The organism is Rhodoferax ferrireducens T118 (genome assembly GCF_000013605.1).
GTDB lineage: Bacteria > Pseudomonadota > Gammaproteobacteria > Burkholderiales > Burkholderiaceae_C > Rhodoferax > Rhodoferax ferrireducens.
Window position 1 is genome coordinate 14392 of record NC_007908.1, and the last position, 22043, is coordinate 36434.

19 protein-coding genes and 1 pseudogene are annotated in these 22043 nt (G+C 60.5%); 8 read left to right on the forward strand and 12 right to left on the reverse strand.

Annotation, left to right across the window (positions count from 1 at the left end):
• Window positions 1-179 precede the first annotated feature (179 nt).
• Window positions 180-935 carry a GntR family transcriptional regulator gene (locus tag RFER_RS00065; RefSeq protein WP_011462348.1) on the reverse strand — a complete coding sequence of 252 codons (756 nt, stop codon included), beginning with the start codon at window positions 933-935 and terminating at the stop codon, window positions 180-182.
• Window positions 936-1124: 189 nt separating this feature from the next.
• Here RFER_RS00065 and RFER_RS00070 point away from each other — a divergent pair, with 189 nt between their 5' ends.
• The 7 genes from RFER_RS00070 (at window position 1125) to RFER_RS00100 (ending at window position 9193) form a co-directional block, all read left to right on the forward strand.
• Window positions 1125-2477 carry a class-II fumarase/aspartase family protein gene (locus tag RFER_RS00070; protein ID WP_011462349.1) on the forward strand — a complete coding sequence of 451 codons (1353 nt, stop codon included), beginning with the start codon at window positions 1125-1127 and terminating at the stop codon, window positions 2475-2477.
• 37 nt (window positions 2478-2514) lie between these two features.
• Window positions 2515-3942 carry a DASS family sodium-coupled anion symporter gene (locus RFER_RS00075; RefSeq protein ID WP_011462350.1) on the forward strand — a complete coding sequence of 476 codons (1428 nt, stop codon included), beginning with the start codon at window positions 2515-2517 and terminating at the stop codon, window positions 3940-3942.
• Between the two features lie 397 nt (window positions 3943-4339).
• Window positions 4340-4960, forward strand: coding sequence for a TetR/AcrR family transcriptional regulator (locus RFER_RS00080; protein ID WP_011462351.1), 621 nt, complete (start codon window positions 4340-4342; stop codon window positions 4958-4960).
• A 102-nt stretch (window positions 4961-5062) separates the two neighbouring features.
• Window positions 5063-6223: an iron-containing alcohol dehydrogenase gene (locus RFER_RS00085; RefSeq protein WP_011462352.1), complete on the forward strand. Its 1161-nt coding sequence runs from the start codon at window positions 5063-5065 to the stop codon at window positions 6221-6223.
• A gap of 38 nt (window positions 6224-6261) precedes the next feature.
• Complete coding sequence (locus tag RFER_RS00090; RefSeq protein WP_011462353.1) at window positions 6262-7296, forward strand: NADP-dependent oxidoreductase; 1035 nt, start codon at window positions 6262-6264, stop codon at window positions 7294-7296.
• Between the two features lie 54 nt (window positions 7297-7350).
• On the forward strand, window positions 7351-8043 hold the full coding sequence (locus tag RFER_RS00095; RefSeq protein WP_011462354.1) for a type 1 glutamine amidotransferase domain-containing protein: 693 nt from the start codon (window positions 7351-7353) through the stop codon (window positions 8041-8043).
• 73 nt (window positions 8044-8116) lie between these two features.
• Window positions 8117-9193, forward strand: a complete 1077-nt coding sequence (locus tag RFER_RS00100; RefSeq protein WP_011462355.1) for an AI-2E family transporter — start codon at window positions 8117-8119, stop codon at window positions 9191-9193.
• 49 nt (window positions 9194-9242) lie between these two features.
• Here RFER_RS00100 and RFER_RS00105 read toward each other — a convergent pair whose 3' ends face one another.
• The 4 genes from RFER_RS00105 to RFER_RS00120 form a co-directional block, all read right to left on the reverse strand.
• Window positions 9243-9440: a YgaP family membrane protein gene (locus tag RFER_RS00105; RefSeq protein ID WP_011462356.1), complete on the reverse strand. Its 198-nt coding sequence runs from the start codon at window positions 9438-9440 to the stop codon at window positions 9243-9245.
• A gap of 95 nt (window positions 9441-9535) precedes the next feature.
• Window positions 9536-10225, reverse strand: a complete 690-nt coding sequence (locus RFER_RS00110) for a Crp/Fnr family transcriptional regulator (RefSeq protein WP_011462357.1) — start codon at window positions 10223-10225, stop codon at window positions 9536-9538.
• A 61-nt stretch (window positions 10226-10286) separates the two neighbouring features.
• Entirely contained in the window at window positions 10287-10742 is a 456-nt protein-coding gene (cueR, locus tag RFER_RS00115; RefSeq protein WP_244095771.1) for a Cu(I)-responsive transcriptional regulator, read from the reverse strand.
• Window positions 10739-10936 carry a heavy-metal-associated domain-containing protein gene (locus RFER_RS00120; protein ID WP_041789950.1) on the reverse strand — a complete coding sequence of 66 codons (198 nt, stop codon included), beginning with the start codon at window positions 10934-10936 and terminating at the stop codon, window positions 10739-10741. Before RFER_RS00120 ends, cueR begins: the two co-directional genes overlap by 4 nt.
• A gap of 116 nt (window positions 10937-11052) precedes the next feature.
• Here RFER_RS00120 and RFER_RS00125 point away from each other — a divergent pair, with 116 nt between their 5' ends.
• Window positions 11053-13326, forward strand: a complete 2274-nt coding sequence (locus RFER_RS00125) for a heavy metal translocating P-type ATPase (RefSeq protein WP_011462359.1) — start codon at window positions 11053-11055, stop codon at window positions 13324-13326.
• Window positions 13327-13392: 66 nt separating this feature from the next.
• Here the strand turns inward: RFER_RS00125 and RFER_RS00130 are convergent, their stop codons facing one another.
• The 7 genes and pseudogenes from RFER_RS00130 to RFER_RS00160 form a co-directional block, all read right to left on the reverse strand.
• The gene (locus RFER_RS00130) at window positions 13393-14115 is read right to left on the reverse strand and encodes a nucleotidyl transferase AbiEii/AbiGii toxin family protein (RefSeq protein WP_011462360.1); all 723 of its coding nucleotides are present in this window, start codon (window positions 14113-14115) and stop codon (window positions 13393-13395) included.
• Complete coding sequence (locus tag RFER_RS00135; protein WP_011462361.1) at window positions 14112-14657, reverse strand: hypothetical protein; 546 nt, start codon at window positions 14655-14657, stop codon at window positions 14112-14114. The genes RFER_RS00130 and RFER_RS00135 overlap by 4 nt, the downstream gene beginning before the upstream one ends.
• An 81-nt stretch (window positions 14658-14738) precedes the next feature.
• Window positions 14739-15085: pseudogene (locus RFER_RS00140) on the reverse strand (PPC domain-containing DNA-binding protein).
• A gap of 196 nt (window positions 15086-15281) precedes the next feature.
• Window positions 15282-18422 (reverse strand): type I restriction endonuclease subunit R, encoded by a 3141-nt coding sequence (locus RFER_RS00145; protein WP_011462363.1) that lies wholly within the window; start codon window positions 18420-18422, stop codon window positions 15282-15284.
• Window positions 18423-18434: 12 nt separating this feature from the next.
• On the reverse strand, window positions 18435-19568 hold the full coding sequence (locus RFER_RS00150) for an SIR2 family NAD-dependent protein deacylase (protein ID WP_011462364.1): 1134 nt from the start codon (window positions 19566-19568) through the stop codon (window positions 18435-18437).
• Entirely contained in the window at window positions 19565-20908 is a 1344-nt protein-coding gene (locus RFER_RS00155) for a restriction endonuclease subunit S (RefSeq protein WP_011462365.1), read from the reverse strand. The genes RFER_RS00150 and RFER_RS00155 overlap by 4 nt, the downstream gene beginning before the upstream one ends.
• Window positions 20901-22031 (reverse strand): PDDEXK nuclease domain-containing protein, encoded by a 1131-nt coding sequence (locus tag RFER_RS00160; RefSeq protein WP_011462366.1) that lies wholly within the window; start codon window positions 22029-22031, stop codon window positions 20901-20903. Before RFER_RS00160 ends, RFER_RS00155 begins: the two co-directional genes overlap by 8 nt.
• Window positions 22032-22043: the final 12 nt, after the last annotated feature.

The following is a 22043-nucleotide window of genomic DNA, read 5'->3' on the forward strand; positions in this document are numbered from 1 at the left end:
CACCCCGACACGCGTCAGGGTTTTACAACGCTGTTGGCCCAAACTTTGTATCGCAACACTTTGAGAAGCCATTTGCCAGCACATTCGCTATCAACCACGGAGCGGGTGCTGGGCGTGATGGCAGAGCCTCGGCGTTCGCGTCCAATTCTTCGCAAGAGAAAGCGGTCGTTCACACGTAACTACGTCGTTAGATTGGCGTCTTGCCCGATGCTTGAGCGCTTCAATACCATTGAGAACGTGTACCGCTCTGCTGGATGAACGGATATGGTTGTTTCGATGGTTTCGCCCACGCGGTCGATGTAGCGCCGCACGATACGTAACGCCGGCGACCCCGGTTCAACCTGTAACTCTTCAGCCAGAAGAGGGGAAATGGTGACAGCTGAAATGGTCTGATGCACCTCGGCGCTGCGCCGACCATAGTGTTTTTCGATCAATTCGCTGATCAAGGGAGTCGGATCCTGGCGCACAAGCTGGCTCAAATCCGAGTAGGCGGTATTGACATAGGTATCGGTCCAGCAAACCGGCGGAGCGCTCTTATCGCTGTCTTGGCGGATGCTGGCGATATGCAGCCAGCGTGACCCAGGCGCACAACCAATAGCCTTTGCCAGTTCGCGGTCAGCCACAACCTCATTGGTCCGCTTCACAACGCGAGGGTTTGTCATCGCAAGTTGCACCAGGTCGTCCAGCGATCCCAAGGAATGATCGTAGCCCTGCGCTTTCGTCCGCGCCTCGACTCGGGTACCAACACCTTTGCGGCGCGACACCAACCCAAGATCCATCAACTCCCGCAGCGCTGCGCGAACGGTTTGTCGGCTGGCCTGGTACTGATTGCATAAGTCAAATTCGGATGACAGCAAGGAGCCCTCAGGAAACTTTCCTGAAGCGATGCCCTGTGCGAGCTCACGAGCGATCTGGGCATAGAGAGGTTCACGCATTTTTGAAAATTTGAAACATGGATCGACTTTGCTCTAGGACAAACACCATGTTAACCAACCTAGCATTCTGCTTGCATTACTTGTACGTACATGTTAGCATGTACGTACAAGCTGAAGCAGATGAGCTGGGGCGCCTCCATCCATCCAGGCTTCAACAACACTTTTGTTAACTACCTACTGGAGATTTATATGGCATCCACTGTTTTTGACTCAATCCTGTTTCGCGACGCCTTCGGCACACCGGCCATGCGGGCCGTGTTCGACGACAACGAATTGATCCGTAAATATGTACAGGTCGAGATTGCGCTCGCCAAGGCTGAGGCTCGCTGCGGCGTCATCCCGGTGGCGGCGGCAGAGGAGATCGCCGCCTGCTGCAACGGCGACACCCTCGACTTTGACCTGTTGCGCCACGAGACCGAGATCGTGGGCTACCCGATCCTGCCGCTAGTGCATCAAATCTCGAAGCAAGCCGGTGAGTCCGGTGGCTACGTGCATTGGGGCGCCACGACCCAGGACATCATGGACACTGCCGTGGTGCTGCAACTGCGTGACGCGTTCGATTTGGTCGAGGCCGACATTAAAACCTTGCGTCACACGCTGGCAGGTCTGGCCAAGCGTTACCGCGATACGCCGATGGCGGGCCGGACCCACTTGCAGCAGGCCTTGCCGATAACCTTTGGCTACAAGGTGGCAATCTGGCTCGACATGTTTGATCGCCACGCTGAGCGTGTCGCGCAGGCTCGCCCGCGGATCATGGTTGGTGAATTCGCAGGTGCTGCAGGTACGCTGGCCTCGCTGGGCGACAAGGGTTTGGCGGTACAGAAAGCCATGATGGAGGAACTTGGTTTGGGTGTGCCAGTGTCCACCTGGCACGTTGCCCGTGACGGGTTTGCCGAGGCTGTGAACCTGCTGGGATTGATCACCGGCTCGCTGGGCAAGATCGCTTATGACGTGATGATCATGGCATCCAACGAATTTGGCGAACTCTATGAGCCCTTCGTCAAGGGTCGGGGTGCCAGCAGCACCATGCCACAAAAGCGCAACCCGATTTCCAGCGAGCTGATGTTGGCCTGCGCCAAAGGCGTGCGTCAGAACGCCGGGCTGATGCTTGACGCGATGGTCCAGGATCTGGAACGTGCAACCGGCCCGTGGCATGCCGAGTGGATTGCGATCCCGGAAGCCTTTATCCTCGCCGCTGGTGCACTCAACCAGGCGAAGTTCATGCTGGGTGGCTTGATCGTTGACGAAAAAGCGATGTTGAAAAACCTTGGCATGACCAACGGCTTGATCGTCGCGGAGGCCGTGATGATGGGTCTGGCACCGCACATCGGGCGCCAGGACGCGCACGACGTCGTATATGACGCCTGCCGCGTCGTCAATGAGCAAGGCGGCCGCCTCGCCGACGCGCTCAACGCGATACCCAGCGTCGCCAGCCGCCTCCAACCAGAGCTGATCGAGCGTCTGACCGATCCGGCGAACTACCTCGGAAGCGCCTCGCAAATGGTTGACCAGGTATTGGCAAGTTCGGCCAGGTTGGGCTGATCGCAAACCCACATCACTTAACCCGATAGGAGTCGATATGTCGTCCAACGGAACAACGTCCAACAGGAAGCAAGTCATCGCTGCCGCCGTCCCCATTATCTTGGGCCTGGCGATCTGGTTCACGCCAGCGCCACAGGGCTTGTCACTGCAGGCATGGCACATGTTCGCCATCTTCGCTGCCACGATCGCAGGGATCCTGACACAGCCACTCCCGTCGGGTGCGGTCATGCTGATCGCCATCTGTGTCACGATCTTTACCAAGACGCTGACCGAGGCAAAGGCTTTGTCCGGCTTTGCCAGCGGCACCGTCTGGCTGATCTTTTGTGCCTATATCCTGTCGCTTGGATTCGTCACGTCGGGACTGGGCAAGCGGATCGCCTACAAGATGCTGTCCAAATTCGGTGGCAGCAGCCTGGGGATTGCGTATTCGCTCGGCGTGTCGGATCTGATCATGGCGCCTGCCATGCCCTCTGTGACGGCGCGTTCGGGGGGTATTATTTTTCCGATCGTGCGCTCTATCAATGAAGTGCTGGGCTCAGGCCCTGGGCCGAGCGGCAAAAAGATCGGTGACTTCCTGACCATGGTCTGCTTCCAGTTCACACCGATTACCGGTGCCATGTTTCTAACCGGCATGGCGGCCAACCCTTTGGTTGGCAACCTGGCCAAGAGCGCGCTGGGCGTTGAGGTGACCTGGGTCGGCTGGTTCACGGCTGCCGTTGTTCCTGGACTCGTGTGCTTCTTCCTGATGCCGCTGCTGGTTTACAAGATCCTGAATCCAGATCTGAAACGCACACCGGAGGCCAAGGAAATGGGACGTCGCTCTTTGAGCGAACTCGGCCCGATGACCCGCACAGAAAAGAAGGTGGCCTTCGGGTTCGCACTCGCTTTGATCGGCTGGGGTACCAGCCTGATGACTGGCCTTGGCGCCACCACGGTTGGGTTGGGACTGGCGGCCTACCTTTTTGCCACGAATGCGGTGTCCTGGAAAGATCTCTTGAAAGACCATGCCGCCTGGGACACGGTGATCTGGTTCGGCGCCATCATCAGCCTGGCCGGCGGACTGTCGGATTTGGGCTTCATCAAGTGGATGACCGGTGCCCTGGGTAGCTCATTGACGGGTATGGGCGCCATGGAAACCTTCGTCATTCTGGGTCTGCTCTACATCTATGTTCACTACCTGTTTGCAACTGCCTCCGGTCACGTTGCTGCGTTGTATGCACCGTTTGCGGCAACCGCCATCGCAGCCGGCGCACCACCCATGATGGTGGCCATCTGCTTCGGTATTTTCAGCAACCTGATGTGGGGCAACACCGAATATGGCGGTGGGCCGGGCCCGATCTACTTTGCCCAGGGCTATTTCGAGCGACCAAGGTTCTACACGATCAATTTCTTCGTGGTCACGTTCAACGTCATCCTGACCTTCATGGTCGGGGGGGTATGGTGGAAAGTGCTCGGCTATTACTAAACAGGCGTCTGTCATCCGGCACAGTGAGGCCGGATGACAGTTCTGATTAAACGCTCTAATCCTGAGGCCGTTTCATGGCACGCTGTTGCTGAACGCATGGGATTGACTTAGGGTCAAACAAAAAATTGCCATTTACGAACGTGAATTGCGCGCGAGATCCAGCGTTTCGAGTCTCTTGATGCCTACTCCATTGGTAAATAAAGAATTGGACTTGTTGCAATCGCGGGTTGATCTTGATCGTCCAACGTCAGCAATGGAGTACACGCCACCATCGTTGGCTCTTGGTCGGCTGCGGGCGCCCACCCCAGCAGCCGTGGAACCCCACCTTGACTGAGGCGGCTTCAACTGAAGAACGCAAGTCGCTAGACGACCGGTCTACTTGTGGCATAATCATGCCATGCTTATTGATCAATCCGGCGCCAAACACCACATCCTCGATTGCGGCGAGCGCCTGGTCGCGAGCAAAGGGTTTGTCGGCGTCGGGCTGGCCGAGATCCTGAGCGTCGCCGGCGTGCCCAAAGGTTCTTTCTATCATTATTTCGGTTCGAAAGAACGCTTTGGCGAAGAGTTGCTGGTTCGCTACCTGGGCCAGTACCTGAGCCGCCTTGACACCTTGCTCCAGGCAGATGGAACACCGGCGCGGGCGCGTTTGATGCGTTATTGGTCTTACTGGAACATCACGCAATGCGGCACTGCAGCGGACGGCTGCAGCGAGCCCCAAGCGGGCGCCAAGTGCCTGATTGTCAAGCTCAGCGCCGAGGTGGCCGACATCTCGGAGACCATGCGCCTGACCTTGCGCGACGGCACCGACCGGGTCGTGCAGCGCATTGCCCAGTGCCTGGAAGAGGCCCGCTTTGATGGCTCCGTGCCGCCCACCCTGGTGGCCGACGCGACCGCCCTGACGTTATACGAGCTTTGGCTCGGTGCCAGCCTGCTGGCCAAGCTGCGCCGCGATGGCAGCCCGTTTGAGCACGCCCTGCGCAGCACCGAATTGCTGCTCGGTTCACCCCGCATTTGAGAACACAGCTCAACCAGATCTTTTCTTCCAATTGACTAGCCGACCGGTCTACTCCTACTGCTTGTTGACCTCAAGCCCACACCCCCCACGACAAGGATTGCCATGCTGAATTTTGATTTCTACAACCCGACCCAGATTGTTTTCGGCAAAGACCGAATCGCCGATCTCGCCAAACTGGTGCCCGCCGAAGCCAGGGTTCTGATTCTGGTCGGTGGCGCCAGCGCGGAAAAAACCGGCACACTGGCCGAGGTGCGCCAGGCCCTGGGCACTCGCCAGCACGAAACCTTCAGCGGCATTGAGCCCAATCCCGGCTTTGACACCTCGATGCAGGCCGTGCAAAAAGTGCGGGAGGGTGGCTTTGACTTTTTGCTGGCCGTGGGCGGCGGCTCGGTGATTGATGCCGCCAAATTCATCGCGGCGGCCGTGCCGTTTGAGGGCGATGCGTGGGACATCCTGCTTCAGGGCGGGCGCAACATCAAGGCCGCCCTGCCGTTTGGCGCGGTGCTGACCCTGCCCGCCACCGGCTCGGAGATGAACAACGGGTCCGTGATCACGCGCCGTGACATCGGCGCCAAGTTGCCGTTTCGCAGCCGCCTCCTGTTCCCCCAGTTCTCGGTACTGGACCCGACCAAGACCTACACCCTGCCGCCACAGCAGCTGGCCAACGGCGTTGTCGATGCCTTTGTGCATACGGTGGAGCAATACCTGACTTACCCGGTGAATGCGCCGCTGCAAGACCGGTTTGCCGAGAGCCTGCTGCAAACGCTGGTTGACATCGGGCCCCGCCTGCTGGCGGCGCCCGAGCCCGATTACGACGACCGTGCCAGCCTGATGTGGGCGGCCACTCTCGCGCTGAACGGCTTGATTGGCGCCGGTGTGCCGCAGGACTGGGCCACCCACATGATGGGTCACGAGCTGACCGCGCTGCACAACATCGACCACGCCCGCACGTTGGCAATCGTTTTGCCGGCCATGCTGAACGAGCGCCGCGTGCAAAAACGCGCCAAGCTGTTGCAGTATGGCGAGCGCGTTTGGGGCATTCGCAGTGGCAACGATGAGGAGCGCATCACGGCCGCCATCGATCAAACCCGCGACTTCTTCGAGCGCATGGGCATTCCCACCCGGCTGGGCGCCTATGGGCTTGGCACCGAGGCCATTGACGCGGTGATCCGCCAACTCGAAGCGCACGGCATGACCCAGCTCGGTGAACACCGTGACGTGACACCGGCGGTCAGCCGGCGCGTGCTGGAAGCTGCACTCTGACCCTTTCGTGACCTTCCATTTTTTTGAAAGCCAATCCCATGACACAAACCACCACTTTGAATCGCCAGGTCCAACTGGCCGCGCGCCCGGTCGGTACGCCCACCGCCGCCGACTTTCACCTTGCGACCACGGCCGTGCCCGTCGCCGGACCGGGCCAGCTGCTGCTGCGCACCGTGTATCTGTCGCTGGACCCCTATATGCGGGGCCGCATGAGCGACGCCGCCAGCTACGCCGCCTCGGTTGCCATCGGCGCCACCATGGTGGGTGCCACCGTGTGCCGCGTACAAAGCAGCCAGCACGCCGGTTTCGCCGTCGGCGACTGGGTGCTGGCCTATACCGGCTGGCAGGACTACGCGCTGTCCGATGGCACCGGCCTGACCAAGCTGGACCCAGGCCTGGCACGCCCGTCCTACGCCCTGGGCGTGCTGGGCATGCCCGGTTTCACCGCCTACATGGGGCTGCTGGACATTGGCGCGCCCAAGGCCGGTGAAACGGTGGTGGTGGCCGCGGCCACCGGCGCGGTCGGCTCCGTGGTCGGGCAGATCGCCAAGCTCAAGGGCTGCCGCGTGGTGGGTATTGCCGGCGGTGCCGACAAGTGCCGCTCGGCCGTGCAAGAACTGGGCTTTGACGCCTGCATTGACCATCACAACCCCGATCTGGCGGCGCTGCTGGCAGCCGCCTGCCCCAAGGGCATTGACGTGTATTTTGAAAACGTCGGCGGCAAGGTGTTCGACGCCGTGCTGCCGCTGCTCAACACCGCAGCCCGTGTGCCGGTGTGCGGCCTGATTGCGCAGTACAACGCCACCGCGCTGCCCGAAGGCCCGGACCGCAGCCCGCTGCTGATGCGCACCCTGCTGACCAAGCGCATCCGCATGCAGGGTTTCATCATTTTTGACGACTACGGCCATCGCTACCCCGAGTTCGCCAAAGACATGAGCCAGTGGCTCGCCAACGGGCAGATCAAGTTCCGCGAAGACATCGTCAACGGCCTGGAGAACGCGCCGCAGGCCTTCATCGGCCTGCTCGAAGGCAAGAACTTCGGCAAGCTGATCGTGCGCGTCGCCAACGACTAACCCGCGCCCTCCTTGATTCAACAAACTACTCACCCCAACATTGAAGGAAGTGAAATGAAGAAGATTCTCATGGTCTTGACCTCGCACAGCCAACTCGGCCACACCGGTGCCAAAACCGGCTTCTGGCTGGAGGAGTTCGCCGCGCCTTATTACGTATTCAAGGACGCGGGCGCCGCCATCACACTGGCATCTCCGCTGGGTGGCCAGCCGCCGCTCGACCCCAAGAGTGACGAAGCGGCCTCGCAAACAGATGCCACGCGCCGCTTCAAGGCAGACCCCGCCGCCCAGGCACTGCTGGCCAGCACGCATCCGCTGCGCGAGTTGTCGGCGGCTGATTTCGACGCCGTGTTTTACCCCGGCGGTCATGGTCCACTGTGGGATCTGGCCGAAAACTACTACTCCATCGCGCTCATCGAAGCCACGCTGGCGGCCGGCAAACCGGTCGCCGCCGTCTGCCACGCCAGCGCCGCGTTGCGACACCCCAAGGCGGCTGACGGCCTGCCGGTGGTGCACGGCAAGTCCGTGACGGGCTTTACCAACACCGAGGAAGCGGCTGTCGGGCTGACCCAGGTGGTGCCGTTTCTGGTGGAAGACATGCTCAAGGCAAACGGGGGCCGCTATTCGAAAGGGGCCGACTGGCAAGCCTTCGTCGTCACCGACGGCCTGCTGATCACCGGGCAAAACCCGGCATCGTCCGAACCCGCTGCCAAGGCATTGCTGGAAAAGCTCAGTCAAGTTTCCAGTTAAGGGCACAAGCAACAGCCAGCGTGAGGCTGCTACGATGGCTGTCGCCGCTCCCGGCGTGCTCCCGAGATAGCCCATGAACCCCTCTGACAATCCCGTGTCTGCCTCGTTCAAAAACCAGGCGCTTTTGCCGTTGATGGTTGCCGTCTCCATCGCGCTGGGGTGGATCTTGCTGCCGTTCTACGGCACCATCATGTGGGGCGCCATCATCGCGCTGCTGTTCACGCCGGTGTACCGGCGGCTGTTGGCGCGGCTCAAATGGCGGCGCACGCCAGCCGCGCTGCTGACACTCCTGCTCGTGCTGCTGCTCCTTGTTCTGCCGTTTGCGCTGCTGACCGCCGCGCTGGCGCGCGAAGCCGCCCAGGTCTATCAGCAGCTGCAGTCGGGTGAGCTCAATCCATCGCTTTACTTCCAGGGTCTGTTCGACGCCCTGCCGGACTGGCTGACGGCACTGTTGGACAGTTTCGGACTGGTCAACTTCGCCGCCCTGCAACGTCGCCTGATCGCCGCGCTGGCGCAAGGCAGCCAGTTCCTCGCCACGCAGGCGATGGGCATCGGCCAGATCACGTTTGAATTCGTGACCAGCCTTTTCATCACCTTGTACCTGGCGTTCTTTCTGATCCGGGACGGCGACAGCGTGGCACGCGCCCTGCGCCACGCGGTCCCGCTGGCACCCGAGCATAAAAAGGAATTGATCGGCAAATTCACCACCGTGATCCGGGCCACGGTCAAAGGCAATTTGCTGGTGGCCGTCATTCAGGGCGCACTCGGCGGCATCGCGTTCTGGTTTCTGGGCGTCGGCGGCGCCTTGTTATGGGCTGTGCTGATGGCGTTTCTGTCGCTGCTACCGGCCGTTGGCGCCGGACTGGTGTGGTTGCCCGTGGCGATCTACTTCTTCCTCACCGGTGCCACCTGGCAAGGCATTGCGCTGTGCGCCTGGGGCGTGCTGGTGATCGGACTGATCGACAACCTGCTGCGGCCCATTCTGGTCGGCAAGGACACGCGCATGCCGGACTATGTAGTGATGATCACCACGCTGGGCGGCATGGTGGTGTTTGGCATCAACGGTTTTGTCATCGGCCCGGCGATTGCGGCGATGTTTATGGCAGTCTGGGAGATTTACGTGACGACACGGATCGATCCCGCGCCCTGATGGCTTCGGCACCGGGCACAGCGTCCGGCCCGGCCCGGTGACCCCAACGTCAGCTGTTGCTTTTCATCGGGCAGGAATTGATGCCCAAGAGGGTGTACAGCGGACACCAGCCGATCAGACCGGTGGCCAGTGGCACCACGCCGATCCAGCCCCAGGCGCCAATGGTGCCGGTCAATGTCAGGCCCATCAACACCAAACCCGCGACGATGCGCAAGATGCGGTCAATGCCGCCTTCGTTTGTTTTCATGAGGAACTCCTGTCAGGTTTGAGAAGGCTGGATTAGGCACGTGACCAGCGCCTGTGTCTGTGACAAAAGTCACGCAGCCTGCCGATAGACGACGTTCAGTTGCCCAGCGCACGCAGGGCCGCGCCATCGACGATCTGTATCTGCTCGCGCCCCAGTGTCACCCAGCCCTCGCGCTCAAAGCGACGCAGCAAGCGGGTCACGATCTCGCGCACGGTGCCCAGTTCATCGGCCAGCATCTGGTGCGTGACCTTGCGCTGCTGGCCGTGGCCCAGCAGCGCGGCGGCGAGGCGCCGGTCAAGCTTGTGAAACGCCACCGCGTCAATCAAACTGGTGAGGTCCGCCATGCGCTCGGCAAACAGGCCCAGCACTTCGTTGCGAAAAGCCGGGGTTTCGAGCCAGCGCCGGAAAATGTCGGGCGCAATCAGCATCAGGGTGCTGGCTTGGGTGGTGATGCCGTGCGCCGACAGGGGTTGTGAGCGAAACAGGCAGCTCGACGACACCAGGCACAACTCGCCCGCCACGACCCGGTACAGTTCCAGCGCGCGGCCGTCACCCGAACTGCGCGAGACCTTGATCTCGCCGCCCAGCACCAGCGGGAAGCCCTGGCAGGGCGTGTTTTCACTGAATAAAACGGTGCCAGCCGGCACGCTCATGGGCGCCGCGCCCGGACCCAGCTCGGCCAGGGACGGCTGCACTTGCGCCAGCGCGGGATAGAGTTCGGTCGGTCGCAGGGCGGTGGCCATCATCACGTTTGCGGCTGCGCGGGCTTGCGGCTGACAGAGCATATGTTCATGATAAAAAGTGGCCTTAGCCCCCGTGAAATATGGACAGTATGCTATATAAATATTAGCAACAAGTCCCCGCCAGATCGTCCAGTATCGGACAATCGGGTCGCTCATCACCCTGGCAGTGGTCCAGCAGGGCGGTCAGGGTTCGCTGCATGGCCTGCATGGCTTCGATGCGGTGCGCCAGCTCGTTCACATGCTTCTGGGCAATGCGCTTGACGCTGGCGCTGGCGCGTTGGCGATTACGCCACAGGCTCACCAGTTCGGCAATTTCGGCCATCGAAAACCCCAAATCGCGCCCGCGCTTGATGAACTGCAGGGTACGCACGTCGGCCGCGTTGTATTGCCGGTAACCGCTGTCGGTACGCGTCACCGGCGCCAGCAAGCCGAGCGATTCATAGTGCCGCACCATCTTGGCCGACACATTGGACAGACGCGCCGCGACGCCAATGGCGACCGGCCAAAGCGTGCCCTCCAGCGTGGCGGCCTCCATCGGCGCCGGCAGGGTCATCTTCATGCGGCGACGGTGTAGCCTTCTTCGGCAATGGCTTGGGCCAGCAACTCGCGCGGCTGTTCTGACTGCACGTCGACCTTGTTGGCTGCGCGGTCGATGCTGACCTCGGCTTGCGGGTCGGCCTGTTTCACGGCGCGGGTGACGGCTTTTTCGCAGTGGCCGCAGGTCATGCCGGTAACTGTAAATGTTTGCTTCATGGAAGAACTCCTTTAAATGGTCAAGAGCATATCCTGAACCTTGCCACCGTGGGAAGGTCAAATGATCCATTTCAGGACTTGACCTTGCCATGATGGGAAGGATTACGCTCTAATTTATGAATACTGCTGCAGCCCCCGCGATCTCCCCTGGTTCATTGGACATAGGCATTGGTGGCATGACCTGCGCCTCCTGCGTGGGCCGGGTCGAGCGCGCCCTGAAAAAAGTGCCGGGCGTGCAAAGTGTGGCGGTTAATCTGGCCACCGAGTCGGCCCGTATTGCCTACGCGCCGACCGAGCAAATGGAGGCGCGCCTGCGCCGGGCGGTGCGCGATGCGGGTTACGAGCCGCTGGCCGCAGACGCCACCATCGACGCGCCCGATGCCTCGCCCTGGGCGGGTTTCATGCCGGTGGCGATTGGCCTGGCGCTGTCGGCGCCGCTGGTGCTGCCGATGCTGGGCAACCTGGCGGGCTGGCACTGGATGCTGCCGGCCTGGCTGCAGTTTGCGCTGGCCACACCGGTGCAATTCATTCTCGGCGCGCGCTTTTACAAGGCCGGCTGGCACGCGCTGAAAAATCTGGCTGGCAATATGGACTTGCTGGTGGCCCTGGGCACCACGGCAGGCTGGCTGCTGTCGATGTGGCTGTGGCTGAACGCCGCGCCGGGTGTCATGGCGCACCTGTATTTTGAAGGCTCGGCCGTGGTGATCACCATGGTGCTGCTGGGCAAATGGTTAGAGGCCCGCGCCAAGCGGCAAACCACCTCGGCGATTCGGGCGCTGCATGGCCTGCGCCCGGCCACCGCGCATTTGATCAGCATTGATGGTGAGGTCGATGTGCCGGTGGCCGAGGTGCTGGTGGGCGACCGGCTGGTGGTCAAACCCGGCGAGCGTTTGCCGGTGGACGGCCTGCTGCAGGAGGGTCAAACCCAGGTTGATGAATCGATGCTGACCGGCGAGCCGCTGCCCATCGTCAAAGACCCCGGCGCGGCGCTCACCGGCGGCTCCATCAACGGTGACGGCCGCATCGTGATGCAGGTCAAGGCGGTCGGCAGCGAGACGGTGCTGGCCCACATCATCCGCCTAGTCGAAGACGCGCAGGCGGCCAAAGCGCCGATTCAGCGCCTGGTCGATCAGGTCAGTGCGGTGTTTGTGCCGGTGGTGCTGGGTATTGCCCTGATCACCCTGCTGGGCTGGTGGCTGAGCGGCCACCCGTTTGAAGTGGCCGTGATCAACGCCGTGACGGTGCTGGTGATTGCCTGCCCCTGCGCGCTCGGGCTGGCCACGCCGGCCGCGATCATGGCCGGTACCGGTGTCGCGGCCAAGTACGGCATTTTGATCAAGGACGCGCAGGCGCTGGAGCTGGCGCACAAGGTGGACGTGGTGGTGTTTGACAAGACCGGCACCCTGACCGTGGGCCAGCCGCGTTTGACGGCATTTCAAGCCGTGGCGGGTGGCGATGAGGTGACGCTGCTGGCCGCCGCGGCCAGCTTGCAAAGCGGCAGCGAACACCCGCTGGCACGCGCCGTGGTGGCGGTGGCCAGCGAACGCGGCCTGGCCATCCATCCGCCCATAACTGTGCGGGCCGTGCCGGGGCGCGGCACCGAGGGCGAACTGCGCGCCACCGATGGCAACGAGGCAGCGCAACCGAGCTACCTGATCGGCAGCCTGCGCTGGATGGACGAGCTGGGGGTGGACTGGCGCGCGCTGGCAGCGCCCGCCGCCACGCTGCAGGGCAGCGGCGCCACCGTGTCGCTGCTGGCGCGGCGCTGGGTGGCCACAGCCGCGCAAGCCGAACGCATTGAGATCCTGGCGCTGCTGGCGTTTGCCGATGAACCCAAACCCGGCGCCCAGGCCGCCGTGGCCGCTTTGCGCGCGCGCTCGATCAAGACCGTGATGATTTCCGGCGACAACCAGGGCGCCGCTAGAGCCATGGCGCGGCGTCTGGGCTTTCGCCCTGAGAGTGACGAAGTGCGCGCCGAGGTGCTGCCCGGCGACAAGGCCGCGCAGGTGCTGGCGCTCAAGAACGGGGGCCATACCGTAGCCATGGTCGGTGACGGCGTCAACGACGCGCCCGCCTTGACCGCCGCCGACGTCGGCATGGCGATGGCCAACGCGGGCGGCGGCGGCTCGGATGTGGCGATGCATGCCGCGGGCATCACGCTGATGCGCGGCGACCCAGGCTTGGTGGCGGCCGCGCTGGACATCTCCGACCGCACCGTGGCCAAAATCCGGCAAAACCTGTTCTGGGCCTTTGCCTACAACGTGGCCGGCATTCCGCTGGCGGCGCTGGGCTTTTTGAATCCGGTCGTGGCCGGGGCGGCGATGGCGATGAGCTCGGTCAGTGTGATGAGCAATGCGCTGTTGCTGAAGCGCTGGAAGCCGAGGAAATAAAAAATTTTGAGACCAACGAAGCTGGTTCCGGTGACATCCCTGGCAATCAGCCGATGGTGGCTCAGTTCATATTTTGGACAGGGTCGCAAGTTGTTGAATTTTGGCTTCCAGGTCGGGAAGGCGGCTTTGGTTCATGACATCACCCGGCAAATGACCCGGCAAGGCGTCCAAAAAGCGGCGATCAGCCAGCAATGCTGAAAACTGCTCGGCAAGATAGCCTCGCAACTCTTCGGGCATCTGCTCGCATTCACCAAGCAAGCTGTCGCGCCCATCCACCACGCTGATGATGTCGCCCAGATCGTGGCTGAATAAATAATCGCCCCCACCGCGCCCATGGAATGCCTCCAACTTGGTGCCGATAAAGACCGGCGCTTGAACGACACGGATGGCAACACCGCTGGGCAACTCCAGCGACTCGGCGGTCGACACGCACAGTGGATACCAGCGGTTGGCAAAACCAAGAATCTCCTCCAGCGTGGGCATGACGTCTACCGTGACACCCTCCACCTGCCAGCGGCAGATCGGCGCGTCGGCGCTCATGTCCTGGGTAAAGCCGCGTTCGCGCAGCGCCTTCTCGATGCCGTGGTAACCCGACAGGGCCAGCACTTCGGCCACGATGTCCACATCTTCCGTTGACCGGATGGGTGGATTGGCCGGATCGGTAATCAGCAAACCTGCAATCGAGCCACCCACAAAGGCAAACCGGCTACACAAATCAGCACCCAGCCGCCGCGCAACCAGCTCCAGCATCACCACATTGGGGTCGTTCGGATTGAGCGGGCGCGTCATGCCGACCACCGTTTGTCCAGCTCGGCAATCGCCAAAGCGCGCTCTCGCAAGCTGCCCCCGCGTATGGCATCTACCAGCACCAGAAGCTCGTAGAGCGCGGGGTTGGCCAGAGCAGCGTCGGGCACGGTAGGGTACAGCGGATAGAAAGCTGCACCGCGCACGGTGCCCGCCTTGTGGGGCCAAACCGGCGGTGCCTCATTGGGTTGCACGATGAGCGCGAGCATGGGCGGTGCCGCGTAGCTGGTGGGAACACCACGCGTCATTTCGCCACGCGTTGCAGGAAAGCAATAACGCACACCATGCAGCACAAACAGGCGCAATGGCTCCAGCAATACAGCCGGTTTGCCTGCGGCATCTTTACGCAGCAATTGCGCCGCCATGGCACGCTCTACCCCCGCATGAATCTCGGATGCTGTGAGTTTGAGTTCCTCGGCCAAAGCGGCATACGTGGGCGCGGGCCCGCGCTGGAGTGACAAACGCAACAGCACCACCACATCCTGCGGGCGCAGCACGATTTGCGGGTTGGATTTGGAACGGTACATAGGCGGAGTTTAGAGCATCATTCGCTATTTGCGAATAGCGAATAACAAACAAAATCAATCGAGAGCTGGCCATGTCACCAGCTATTCAAACCCCGTCAGCGCGTCTGGCTCGCGGGAAAATGCCCACTCTAGCAACAACACCAGCACTTCCGCAGTGGTGCGCACGATGCAGCCCGCCGGTATGTACCCGCCCGGCACCTGGCCGGTGGACGTGGACAGCGCCATGTGCAAATGCGAACTGCTCTTGACGCCATCAAACGCTACAGTGCCAGACAGGCTGAGGATCTGAATATCGCCCGTCAGGCGCTCTGGCTGATCCGCCCCGGCAAAGCGAAGGCCTGCGGTAGATAGGCTGCCGATGCCGGAGAGCACAAAGGCTGCATGGCAGTTTTGGCTATGGATGACGGCCTCCAGGGCAGAGGGGGCAAGTCTTGGCCAGGGGTTAGGGGAAGGGGGAAGGGATTTCATGATGATTCCATATTAAATCAGCCTCTAGCCCTCGTGGAATATGTGCAAACAGCTATTAAAACGATATCGTTTTACAGGCTTGCCGGTCAGAGTTCAGCACGCTGGGGCGGGCCAAGCGTTCGTTGGCACGCAAACCCCAGTGTGAACCAGACATTTTCACTTTGTCCAAGCGTCTGACAGCCGCTCCGCTTGCTCCAACACCAGCCGGATGGCTTCTTCCTGCATATCGGGCGGGTACTTGTAGCGGCGCAGGGTGATACGCACCAGGTTACGCAGGCGGGCGCGCACGCTCTCGCGCTTTTGCCAGTCCACCGAGGTGCTGTTGCGCAGCTTCTCGGTGATCTCCACCGCGATCTTCTTTAGCACCTCATCATCCATCTCGCGCACGGCGCTTTCGTTGTCTGTCAGCGCATCGTAAAAAGCCAGTTCCGACGTGTTGAGGCCCAGCTTATTACCGCGCAGCGCGGCTTCGCGGAACTCCTTGGCCATGGCAATCAATTCTTCAATCACCTGCGCACTCTCCACGGCGCGGCTCAGGTAGCGGTTCAGCGCAGCCTGCAGGCGCTCGCTGAACTTGCGCTCCATCACCACGTTGGTCCGCATGCGCGACTTCACCTGGTCATTCAGCAACTTTTGCAGCAACTCCACCGCAAAGTTGCGTTGCGGTAGCTGGCGCACTTCTTCCAAAAAAGCATCGGACAGGATGCCAATGTCGGGCCGCTCCAGCCCGGCGAGCTTGAAGATGTCTTCCACCCCCTCGGCCACCACCGCGTTGTCCAGAATCTGCTTGAGCACCGCGTTGCGGCCTTCTTCCGACAGCTTGGCGTCCGACGTGGTGGCCTTGGCAATCACCGCCTTGATAGCCTGGAAGAACGCAATCTCCTCGCGCAGCAGCGCCGCATCGTCCAGCGTGCCGCACAGCGAAAACGCCTTGGTGATGGCCAGCACCACATCGGCCCAGCGCTTCTTGCCGTCGTCCAGTCCCAGCACAAAGTTGGCGGCAGGCAGCAGCAGCGTGGTGGCCTGGGTGCGGTAGGCGCTGAAATCAAAACCGTGCAGCAGGTGGCGCGCCACCTCCATCAGCTCTTGCAACTTGGCAAGTGCCTCGGTGGCATCCAGCGTGGGCTGGCCCTTGCCCTTGCTCTCGGTGTAGGTGCGTAGCGCCTTGCGCAGCTCGGCGGCAATGCCGATGTAGTCCACCACCAGGCCGCCCTCTTTGTCGCGAAACACGCGGTTCACGCGGGCAATGGCCTGCATTAGGTTGTGGTCGCGCATCGGCTTGTCGATGTACATGGTGTGCAGGCAGGGCACGTCAAAACCGGTGAGCCACATGTCGCGCACGATCACCAGCTTCAGCGGGTCCGTTGCGTCTTTGAAGCGGCGCTCCAGCAGCTTCTTGGCAGCGCTGTTGTAGATGTGCGGCTGCAACAGCGTAGCGTCTGCTGCAGAGCCGGTCATCACCACCTTGATAGCCCCCTGTGCGGGGTCGTCGCTGTGCCAGTCGGGGCGCAGCTTGATGATGGCTGCGTAAAGTCGAGCGCAAATCTCGCGGCTCATGGCCACCACCATGCCCTTGCCCGCCACCGCCGTATTGCGCGCCTCAAAGTGCTGCACGATGTCTGCCGCCACCAGGTCCACGCGCTCCTTGGCACCCACCAGTTTTTCCAACGCCGCCCAACGGGTTTTCTCGGCCTCTATCAGCGCTGCGTCTTCTTCGTCTTCAAAGACATCTTCCACATCTGCGTTCAGCTTCTCCATCTCCACCTGGTTCAAGTTCAGCTTGGCCAGGCGGCTCTCGTAGAAGATCGGCACTGTGGCGCCATCGTCCACCGCGTCTTGAATGTCATAAATGCTGACGTACTCGCCAAACACGGCGCGGGTGTCGTGGTCGCCCGCCTCAATGGGCGTGCCGGTAAAGCCGACGAAGGTGGCGTTCTTGAGCGCATCACGCAGGTGCTTGGCAAAGCCGTATTTGTATTTGCCGGTCTTCTTGTCCAGCACCGCGCGAAAGCCGTATTGCGAGCGGTGCGCTTCGTCGGCCATCACCACGATATTGTTGCGTTCACTCAGCAGCGGGAACACTTCTTCCCCAGCATCGGGCGTGAACTTCTGCACCGTGGTGAAGATGATGCCGCCCGATGGCCGCCCGGCCAGCAACGCGCGCAGTTCGTCGCGGCTGCCCGCTTGCTGCGGCTGCTCGCGCAGCAGGCTGCGTGCACCCACAAAGGTCTGGAACAACTGGCCGTCCAGATCGTTGCGGTCCGTCACCACCACCAGCGTGGGGTTGTGCATTTCTGGCTGTTGCATCAGCTTGGCGGCAAAGCACACCATGGAAATGCTTTTGCCCGAGCCCTGCGTGTGCCACACAATGCCACCCATGCGCGAGCCGGGCTTCACCCGCTCGGCATAGCTGGCCCATTGCTCTTGCGCCGCGTTGGTGGCGGGTGGCGTGGCGGCAATCACCGCCGCCTTGACCGCCGCACGCACCGCGTGAAACTGGTGATAGGCAGCAATCTTTTTCACTACCTGGCCGTCGGCCATCTCAAACAGCACGAAGTAGCGCAGGTAGTCCAGTAAGAGCGCGGGCGCAAAGAAGCCGCGCACCACTTTTTCCAGCTCAAACTCCAGCAGCGGGCGGTCGTTCTCGTTCTTGACCGTGCGCCAGGGCAAAAAGCGCTCAAAGCTGGCGGTGAGCGAGCCTATGCGCGCATGCAAACCGTCGGAAGCCACCAAGGCCTCGTTGGTTACAAACAGGTCGGCCAGCTCGTCTTTGTAGGTCTGCAACTGGTGGAAGGCATCTTGCACACCCACCTGCTCCGCAGCCAAATTTTTCAGCTCTATCACCGCAATGGGCAGGCCGTTGATGAAACACACCAGGTCGGGCCGGCGCGGCTGCTTGCTGCCTTGCACGGTGAACTGGTTCACCACCAAGAAGCGGTTGCGCTCGGGCGTGTCAAAGTCCACCAACACCACGCGGTCGCCCCGGCGCTCGCCGTTCACTTCCACCTCTACCGGTACACCGCCCACAAGCGCTTCGTGGAACGCACGGTTGCTTTGGATGAGCGAAGGGTGGTCTGGCTTGCTCAACTGGTGCGCCACATCGTCCAGCACAGCGGCGGGGACTTGCGGGTTCAGCCTTGAGAGCGCCTCGCGCAGCTCGCCTTGCAGCAGCATTTGGCGGTAGTCGCTGCGCTGGGGGCTGTCGCTGTCAGGTGCAATGTCGGGGCCAGCGCGGTAGTCCCAGCCGGTGTCCTGAAACCAAGTGAGGGCGAGTTGCTCGAGGTCGGATTCAACCATGTCGTATGCTCCTCAGCCCTTGAAGACAAACCGTTTTTCGGCAACATCGGCGACCAAGTCGATGACGTTCTCGACCATTTGGTGTTCGCCATTCGGATACCAAATAGGTTGAATGTTGAGGTCCAACAGGCGAGTCTCTTTCTGCTGTTTGACTTTCACATCTACAGGTGCTTCAACGATGGCGTAGTGGTTTGGCACTTGATAGCCATCACTATCCCTCGCCGCTTTAAACAGCTCCATCGTCCAATCTTGCTCAAGACCGCAGCCCAAGAACAAGAGCGACTGGGAGATGTAAATCTGGCGCAACGCTTTAGGCAGCGACTTCTGGAAATCGAAGGGCTGTCCATAGGCGAGCTCATATTGCTCCGCCGTCAAGATGTGGGTCGCTTCACTCTCCGCATCACCATGCAATTTCAGCAGGCATCGATCACCGCGCACCAAACGAGAGAAGAACTTGTTTTCTTGAGTGCCGTGCATATAGGCATCGAACACAAGTTGCTTACCTTGATGAGTTGCCCCTTCGTAGGTTTTTTCGATGGCATCGTCAAAATTGGTAGTAACGATGCAGCCTCTAGCAAATCGCGGCAAGTGCTGTAACGGCCCCGCCTTAAGTTTCAACTGGCTTGCTCTATAGGTGGTTTTCACAAAGTGCGAAGTCTGAACCTTGTCATACGCTGCCAGTTCTTGCGCAGCCTCAAGATACTGGCCAGATGCGATCAAAGCCTGGATTTTGGGAGCATCAGCACCAGGCAACCGCCCCAGCAACTGGGTAAGAGCGTCTCCCCACAAGGGCATTCCCAGTGGTTTAGATAGGCCAGCTCCCACAAAAGGAACCACACGTCCGCGCTCGACCGCCAGCAACATGTCTTCAACAAGGCCGACGACCCCATTGGAGCGAATCAACTCAAGCGCTTTTTCGTGTTTGGCGTCGCTCTCGCTGCGCTGCCAGTTTTCCTTCTCTACTTCATAGGCCTCCGGGTCTACCCAGAACAATACGGAACTACGCAAATATTCAGATTCACCGATGACTACAGGCTCTTCTGCATCAATGTGCTCGTTGAACTCACCATTTTCTTGGTATTGATCCGTCAGTATTGCAATGGCTGTTTCCAGCATCCGCCGGTCGTTTTGATCAATCTCGCTCAAGATGCCTCCTCCTCAGCTGCAACCATCACTTCTCCTGAAAGAAGTTTTGGCAATAGGGAATCTCTTTGTGCCACCAGAAGCTGCTTCTCCTGCTCATTGGAGACGATCCGCTTGTAGAGTGGCCCCACGTACTGGTCGAATTTTTCAAACAGCGCATCTGTGGGGCGCACGACAGGAATAGGTCGGAAGTTCGCCTTGCTGATTTCCAAAAAAGTTGATCCATTTGCCCGGCTCACGATTTCGTCATGCGCCCACTCAGCCCAATACAACAAAAAATATTTGGATACGCCCGAATTAGGGGTCATCGCAATAAAACCCTGATTCACCGCCACCGGGACTTCATTGATGACGCGATACCCAATGGGTGCGCGAGAAGACAGCAAGACGGCACCAGGCTTCAACAACCCAGAGCCAATCTGAGCAAGCCCGTCATCAGAAACCTTGCGTTCAGTCTCCAGCAAGACTGGGGATGACAAGCGCGAAAGATCTTTTGGAGTAGCCCAGCAATGGACACCGTCATCCCAATACTTGGGCTCTTTGGTGTTGGGCGTACTTCCACCCGTCACATTTGCCAAAGTGCCAATGGATCCGATCATCCAGCCAGACGGAATCTCCCCAAGCTCCGAGTCTTCAAAGCTATCGGGAAACAGCGCGAGGAGTTTGGGGGTGAGGCCGAGGCGTTGGCAGATGGAATCGGCGCTCTCGCCGCTGGCCTTGGCGCGCACGGGGTCGAAATCGACGAACCAGGACTGGAAGATGGCGCGGGCCATGGCTTCCAGCGTTTCGTTCATGCGACGGTTGAGTTCGATCTTGTCGTCGAGGGTGCCGAGTTGCCGAGCAATGTCCTTCTGAACATCAACCGACTTCGGAAGGACGACAGGCGTATCTCGCAAGATTCCAAGATTGGTGTGAGGCACGCCAACTTGTATCGAGTTCTGGCGAATGTACTCCTGTTGAATCGGTGAACTAAACAGGTAATAGAGGAACAGGGAATCGGCCTTCTCCGGGTCAACGGTCAGCTTCATCTGGCTCTGTGACACAACATATGTCTCGTATGGACTGTCGGGAACTAACGCCACTTGCCCCAATGTGCCACGCTGTGTAAAGACGATATCGCCCGGCCGAGCCGTATTTGCAGACAGTGCTGCCGCTTTCTCAGTGGACACACACGCAAAATCGCCAGCTACCCAACGTCCGCCCATGTTTTGCCCACGAATAACGGGCACACCTTGATCAACATAGTCTTTAGACACGAGATTGGAGCCAAATGGGCCGCCGACTAGAGCGTTGCGTGAACTTGCTGCAATTTCGCCAACTGTGGTTTCGATCCACTCACTCATCCCCGCCCCCCAATTCTTCCACCGCCTTGTGTAAGAAGGCCGCCATCTCGGCCTTGCCCGGCAGTTGCACCTGATAGCGCGACACAAAGAGCTGGTTGCTCATGTCGGCCAGGGCGTATTGCACGAGCTCGGCGTTTTTGCGCGTGCACAGCAAGATGCCGATGGGAGGCTGATCGCCCTCGGTCATGTGGTGCTGCTTGTAGTAGCTGACATAGCTGTTGAGCTGGCCCAGGTTTTCGTGTTTGAAGGCGTCGTTCTTTAGCTCAATAAGCACATGGCACTTGAGCACGCGGTGGTAAAAAACCAGGTCCACAAAGAAGTGCTCGCCACCAATGAGCAGGCGCTTTTGCCGCGCCTCAAAGCAAAAGCCGTGGCCCAGCTCCAGCAAAAAGGTTTGCAGTTTGTCGAGCAAGGCATCTTCCAAATGCCCTTCGCTCATTACCTCTTGGGGTTTGAGGCCCAAAAATTCAAACACATAGGGGTCGCGGATGATCTGGCTGCTCTTGGCCTGCTCGGCGGTGCCATGTGCCAATGCGGCAATGGCTGCCTTGTCTGTTGACAGGCCGGTGCGCTGGTAATACTGGGTGGCGATTTGGCGTTTGAGTTCGCGCACCGACCAGTTGCCGCGCAGGGCCTCCCCTTCGTAAAAGGCGCGCTGTAGTGGGTCGCCCAGCTCCACCAGTTTTTCCATATGGCTATAAGACAGGCGAGCGATCAGCGTTTCCGGGTCTGTGCCTGCAATGCTGGAGGATGGTGCGGACAGTGTCCGCACTTTTTGCTCCAGCAGCGGGTGAGGCACCACCTGGGCAGATAGTGCGGACGCTGTCCGCACTATCTGCGGGTAGGCCCGGTAAAAGGCCAAATAGCCATAGAGTTGGCGTCGGCCACTATTGCTGATGGCCTGGCCGCGTAAGGCCTTGGCCAGTTCGGTCAGCAGCTTGTCGCCGTAGTTGGCACGGTCTGCGCCTTGTAGCTCGAATTCGGCAATGTAGTAGCCAATGAACCAGTTGCGCAGGGTCAGGCTGATGTTGACAGCACGGCTGGCCTGCTCGGCCAGGGCGGTGTCAGCCTGCCGGATGGACTCCACCAGGCTGGAGAAGTTGAAGGCGGTATCTGTGTTCATGGCATCAATCCA

Coding starts and splice junctions, on each gene's coding strand:
- RFER_RS00065 (WP_011462348.1), bottom strand. CDS start 935: ATGCGTGAACCTCTCTATGCCCAGATCGCTCGTGAGCTCGCACAGGGC.
- RFER_RS00070 (WP_011462349.1), top strand. CDS start 1,125: ATGGCATCCACTGTTTTTGACTCAATCCTGTTTCGCGACGCCTTCGGC.
- RFER_RS00075 (WP_011462350.1), top strand. CDS start 2,515: ATGTCGTCCAACGGAACAACGTCCAACAGGAAGCAAGTCATCGCTGCC.
- RFER_RS00080 (WP_011462351.1), top strand. CDS start 4,340: ATGCTTATTGATCAATCCGGCGCCAAACACCACATCCTCGATTGCGGC.
- RFER_RS00085 (WP_011462352.1), top strand. CDS start 5,063: ATGCTGAATTTTGATTTCTACAACCCGACCCAGATTGTTTTCGGCAAA.
- RFER_RS00090 (WP_011462353.1), top strand. CDS start 6,262: ATGACACAAACCACCACTTTGAATCGCCAGGTCCAACTGGCCGCGCGC.
- RFER_RS00095 (WP_011462354.1), top strand. CDS start 7,351: ATGAAGAAGATTCTCATGGTCTTGACCTCGCACAGCCAACTCGGCCAC.
- RFER_RS00100 (WP_011462355.1), top strand. CDS start 8,117: ATGAACCCCTCTGACAATCCCGTGTCTGCCTCGTTCAAAAACCAGGCG.
- RFER_RS00105 (WP_011462356.1), bottom strand. CDS start 9,440: ATGAAAACAAACGAAGGCGGCATTGACCGCATCTTGCGCATCGTCGCG.
- RFER_RS00110 (WP_011462357.1), bottom strand. CDS start 10,225: ATGCTCTGTCAGCCGCAAGCCCGCGCAGCCGCAAACGTGATGATGGCC.
- cueR (WP_244095771.1), bottom strand. CDS start 10,742: ATGAAGATGACCCTGCCGGCGCCGATGGAGGCCGCCACGCTGGAGGGC.
- RFER_RS00120 (WP_041789950.1), bottom strand. CDS start 10,936: ATGAAGCAAACATTTACAGTTACCGGCATGACCTGCGGCCACTGCGAA.
- RFER_RS00125 (WP_011462359.1), top strand. CDS start 11,053: ATGAATACTGCTGCAGCCCCCGCGATCTCCCCTGGTTCATTGGACATA.
- RFER_RS00130 (WP_011462360.1), bottom strand. CDS start 14,115: ATGACGCGCCCGCTCAATCCGAACGACCCCAATGTGGTGATGCTGGAG.
- RFER_RS00135 (WP_011462361.1), bottom strand. CDS start 14,657: ATGTACCGTTCCAAATCCAACCCGCAAATCGTGCTGCGCCCGCAGGAT.
- RFER_RS00145 (WP_011462363.1), bottom strand. CDS start 18,422: ATGGTTGAATCCGACCTCGAGCAACTCGCCCTCACTTGGTTTCAGGAC.
- RFER_RS00155 (WP_011462365.1), bottom strand. CDS start 20,908: ATGAGTGAGTGGATCGAAACCACAGTTGGCGAAATTGCAGCAAGTTCA.
- RFER_RS00160 (WP_011462366.1), bottom strand. CDS start 22,031: ATGAACACAGATACCGCCTTCAACTTCTCCAGCCTGGTGGAGTCCATC.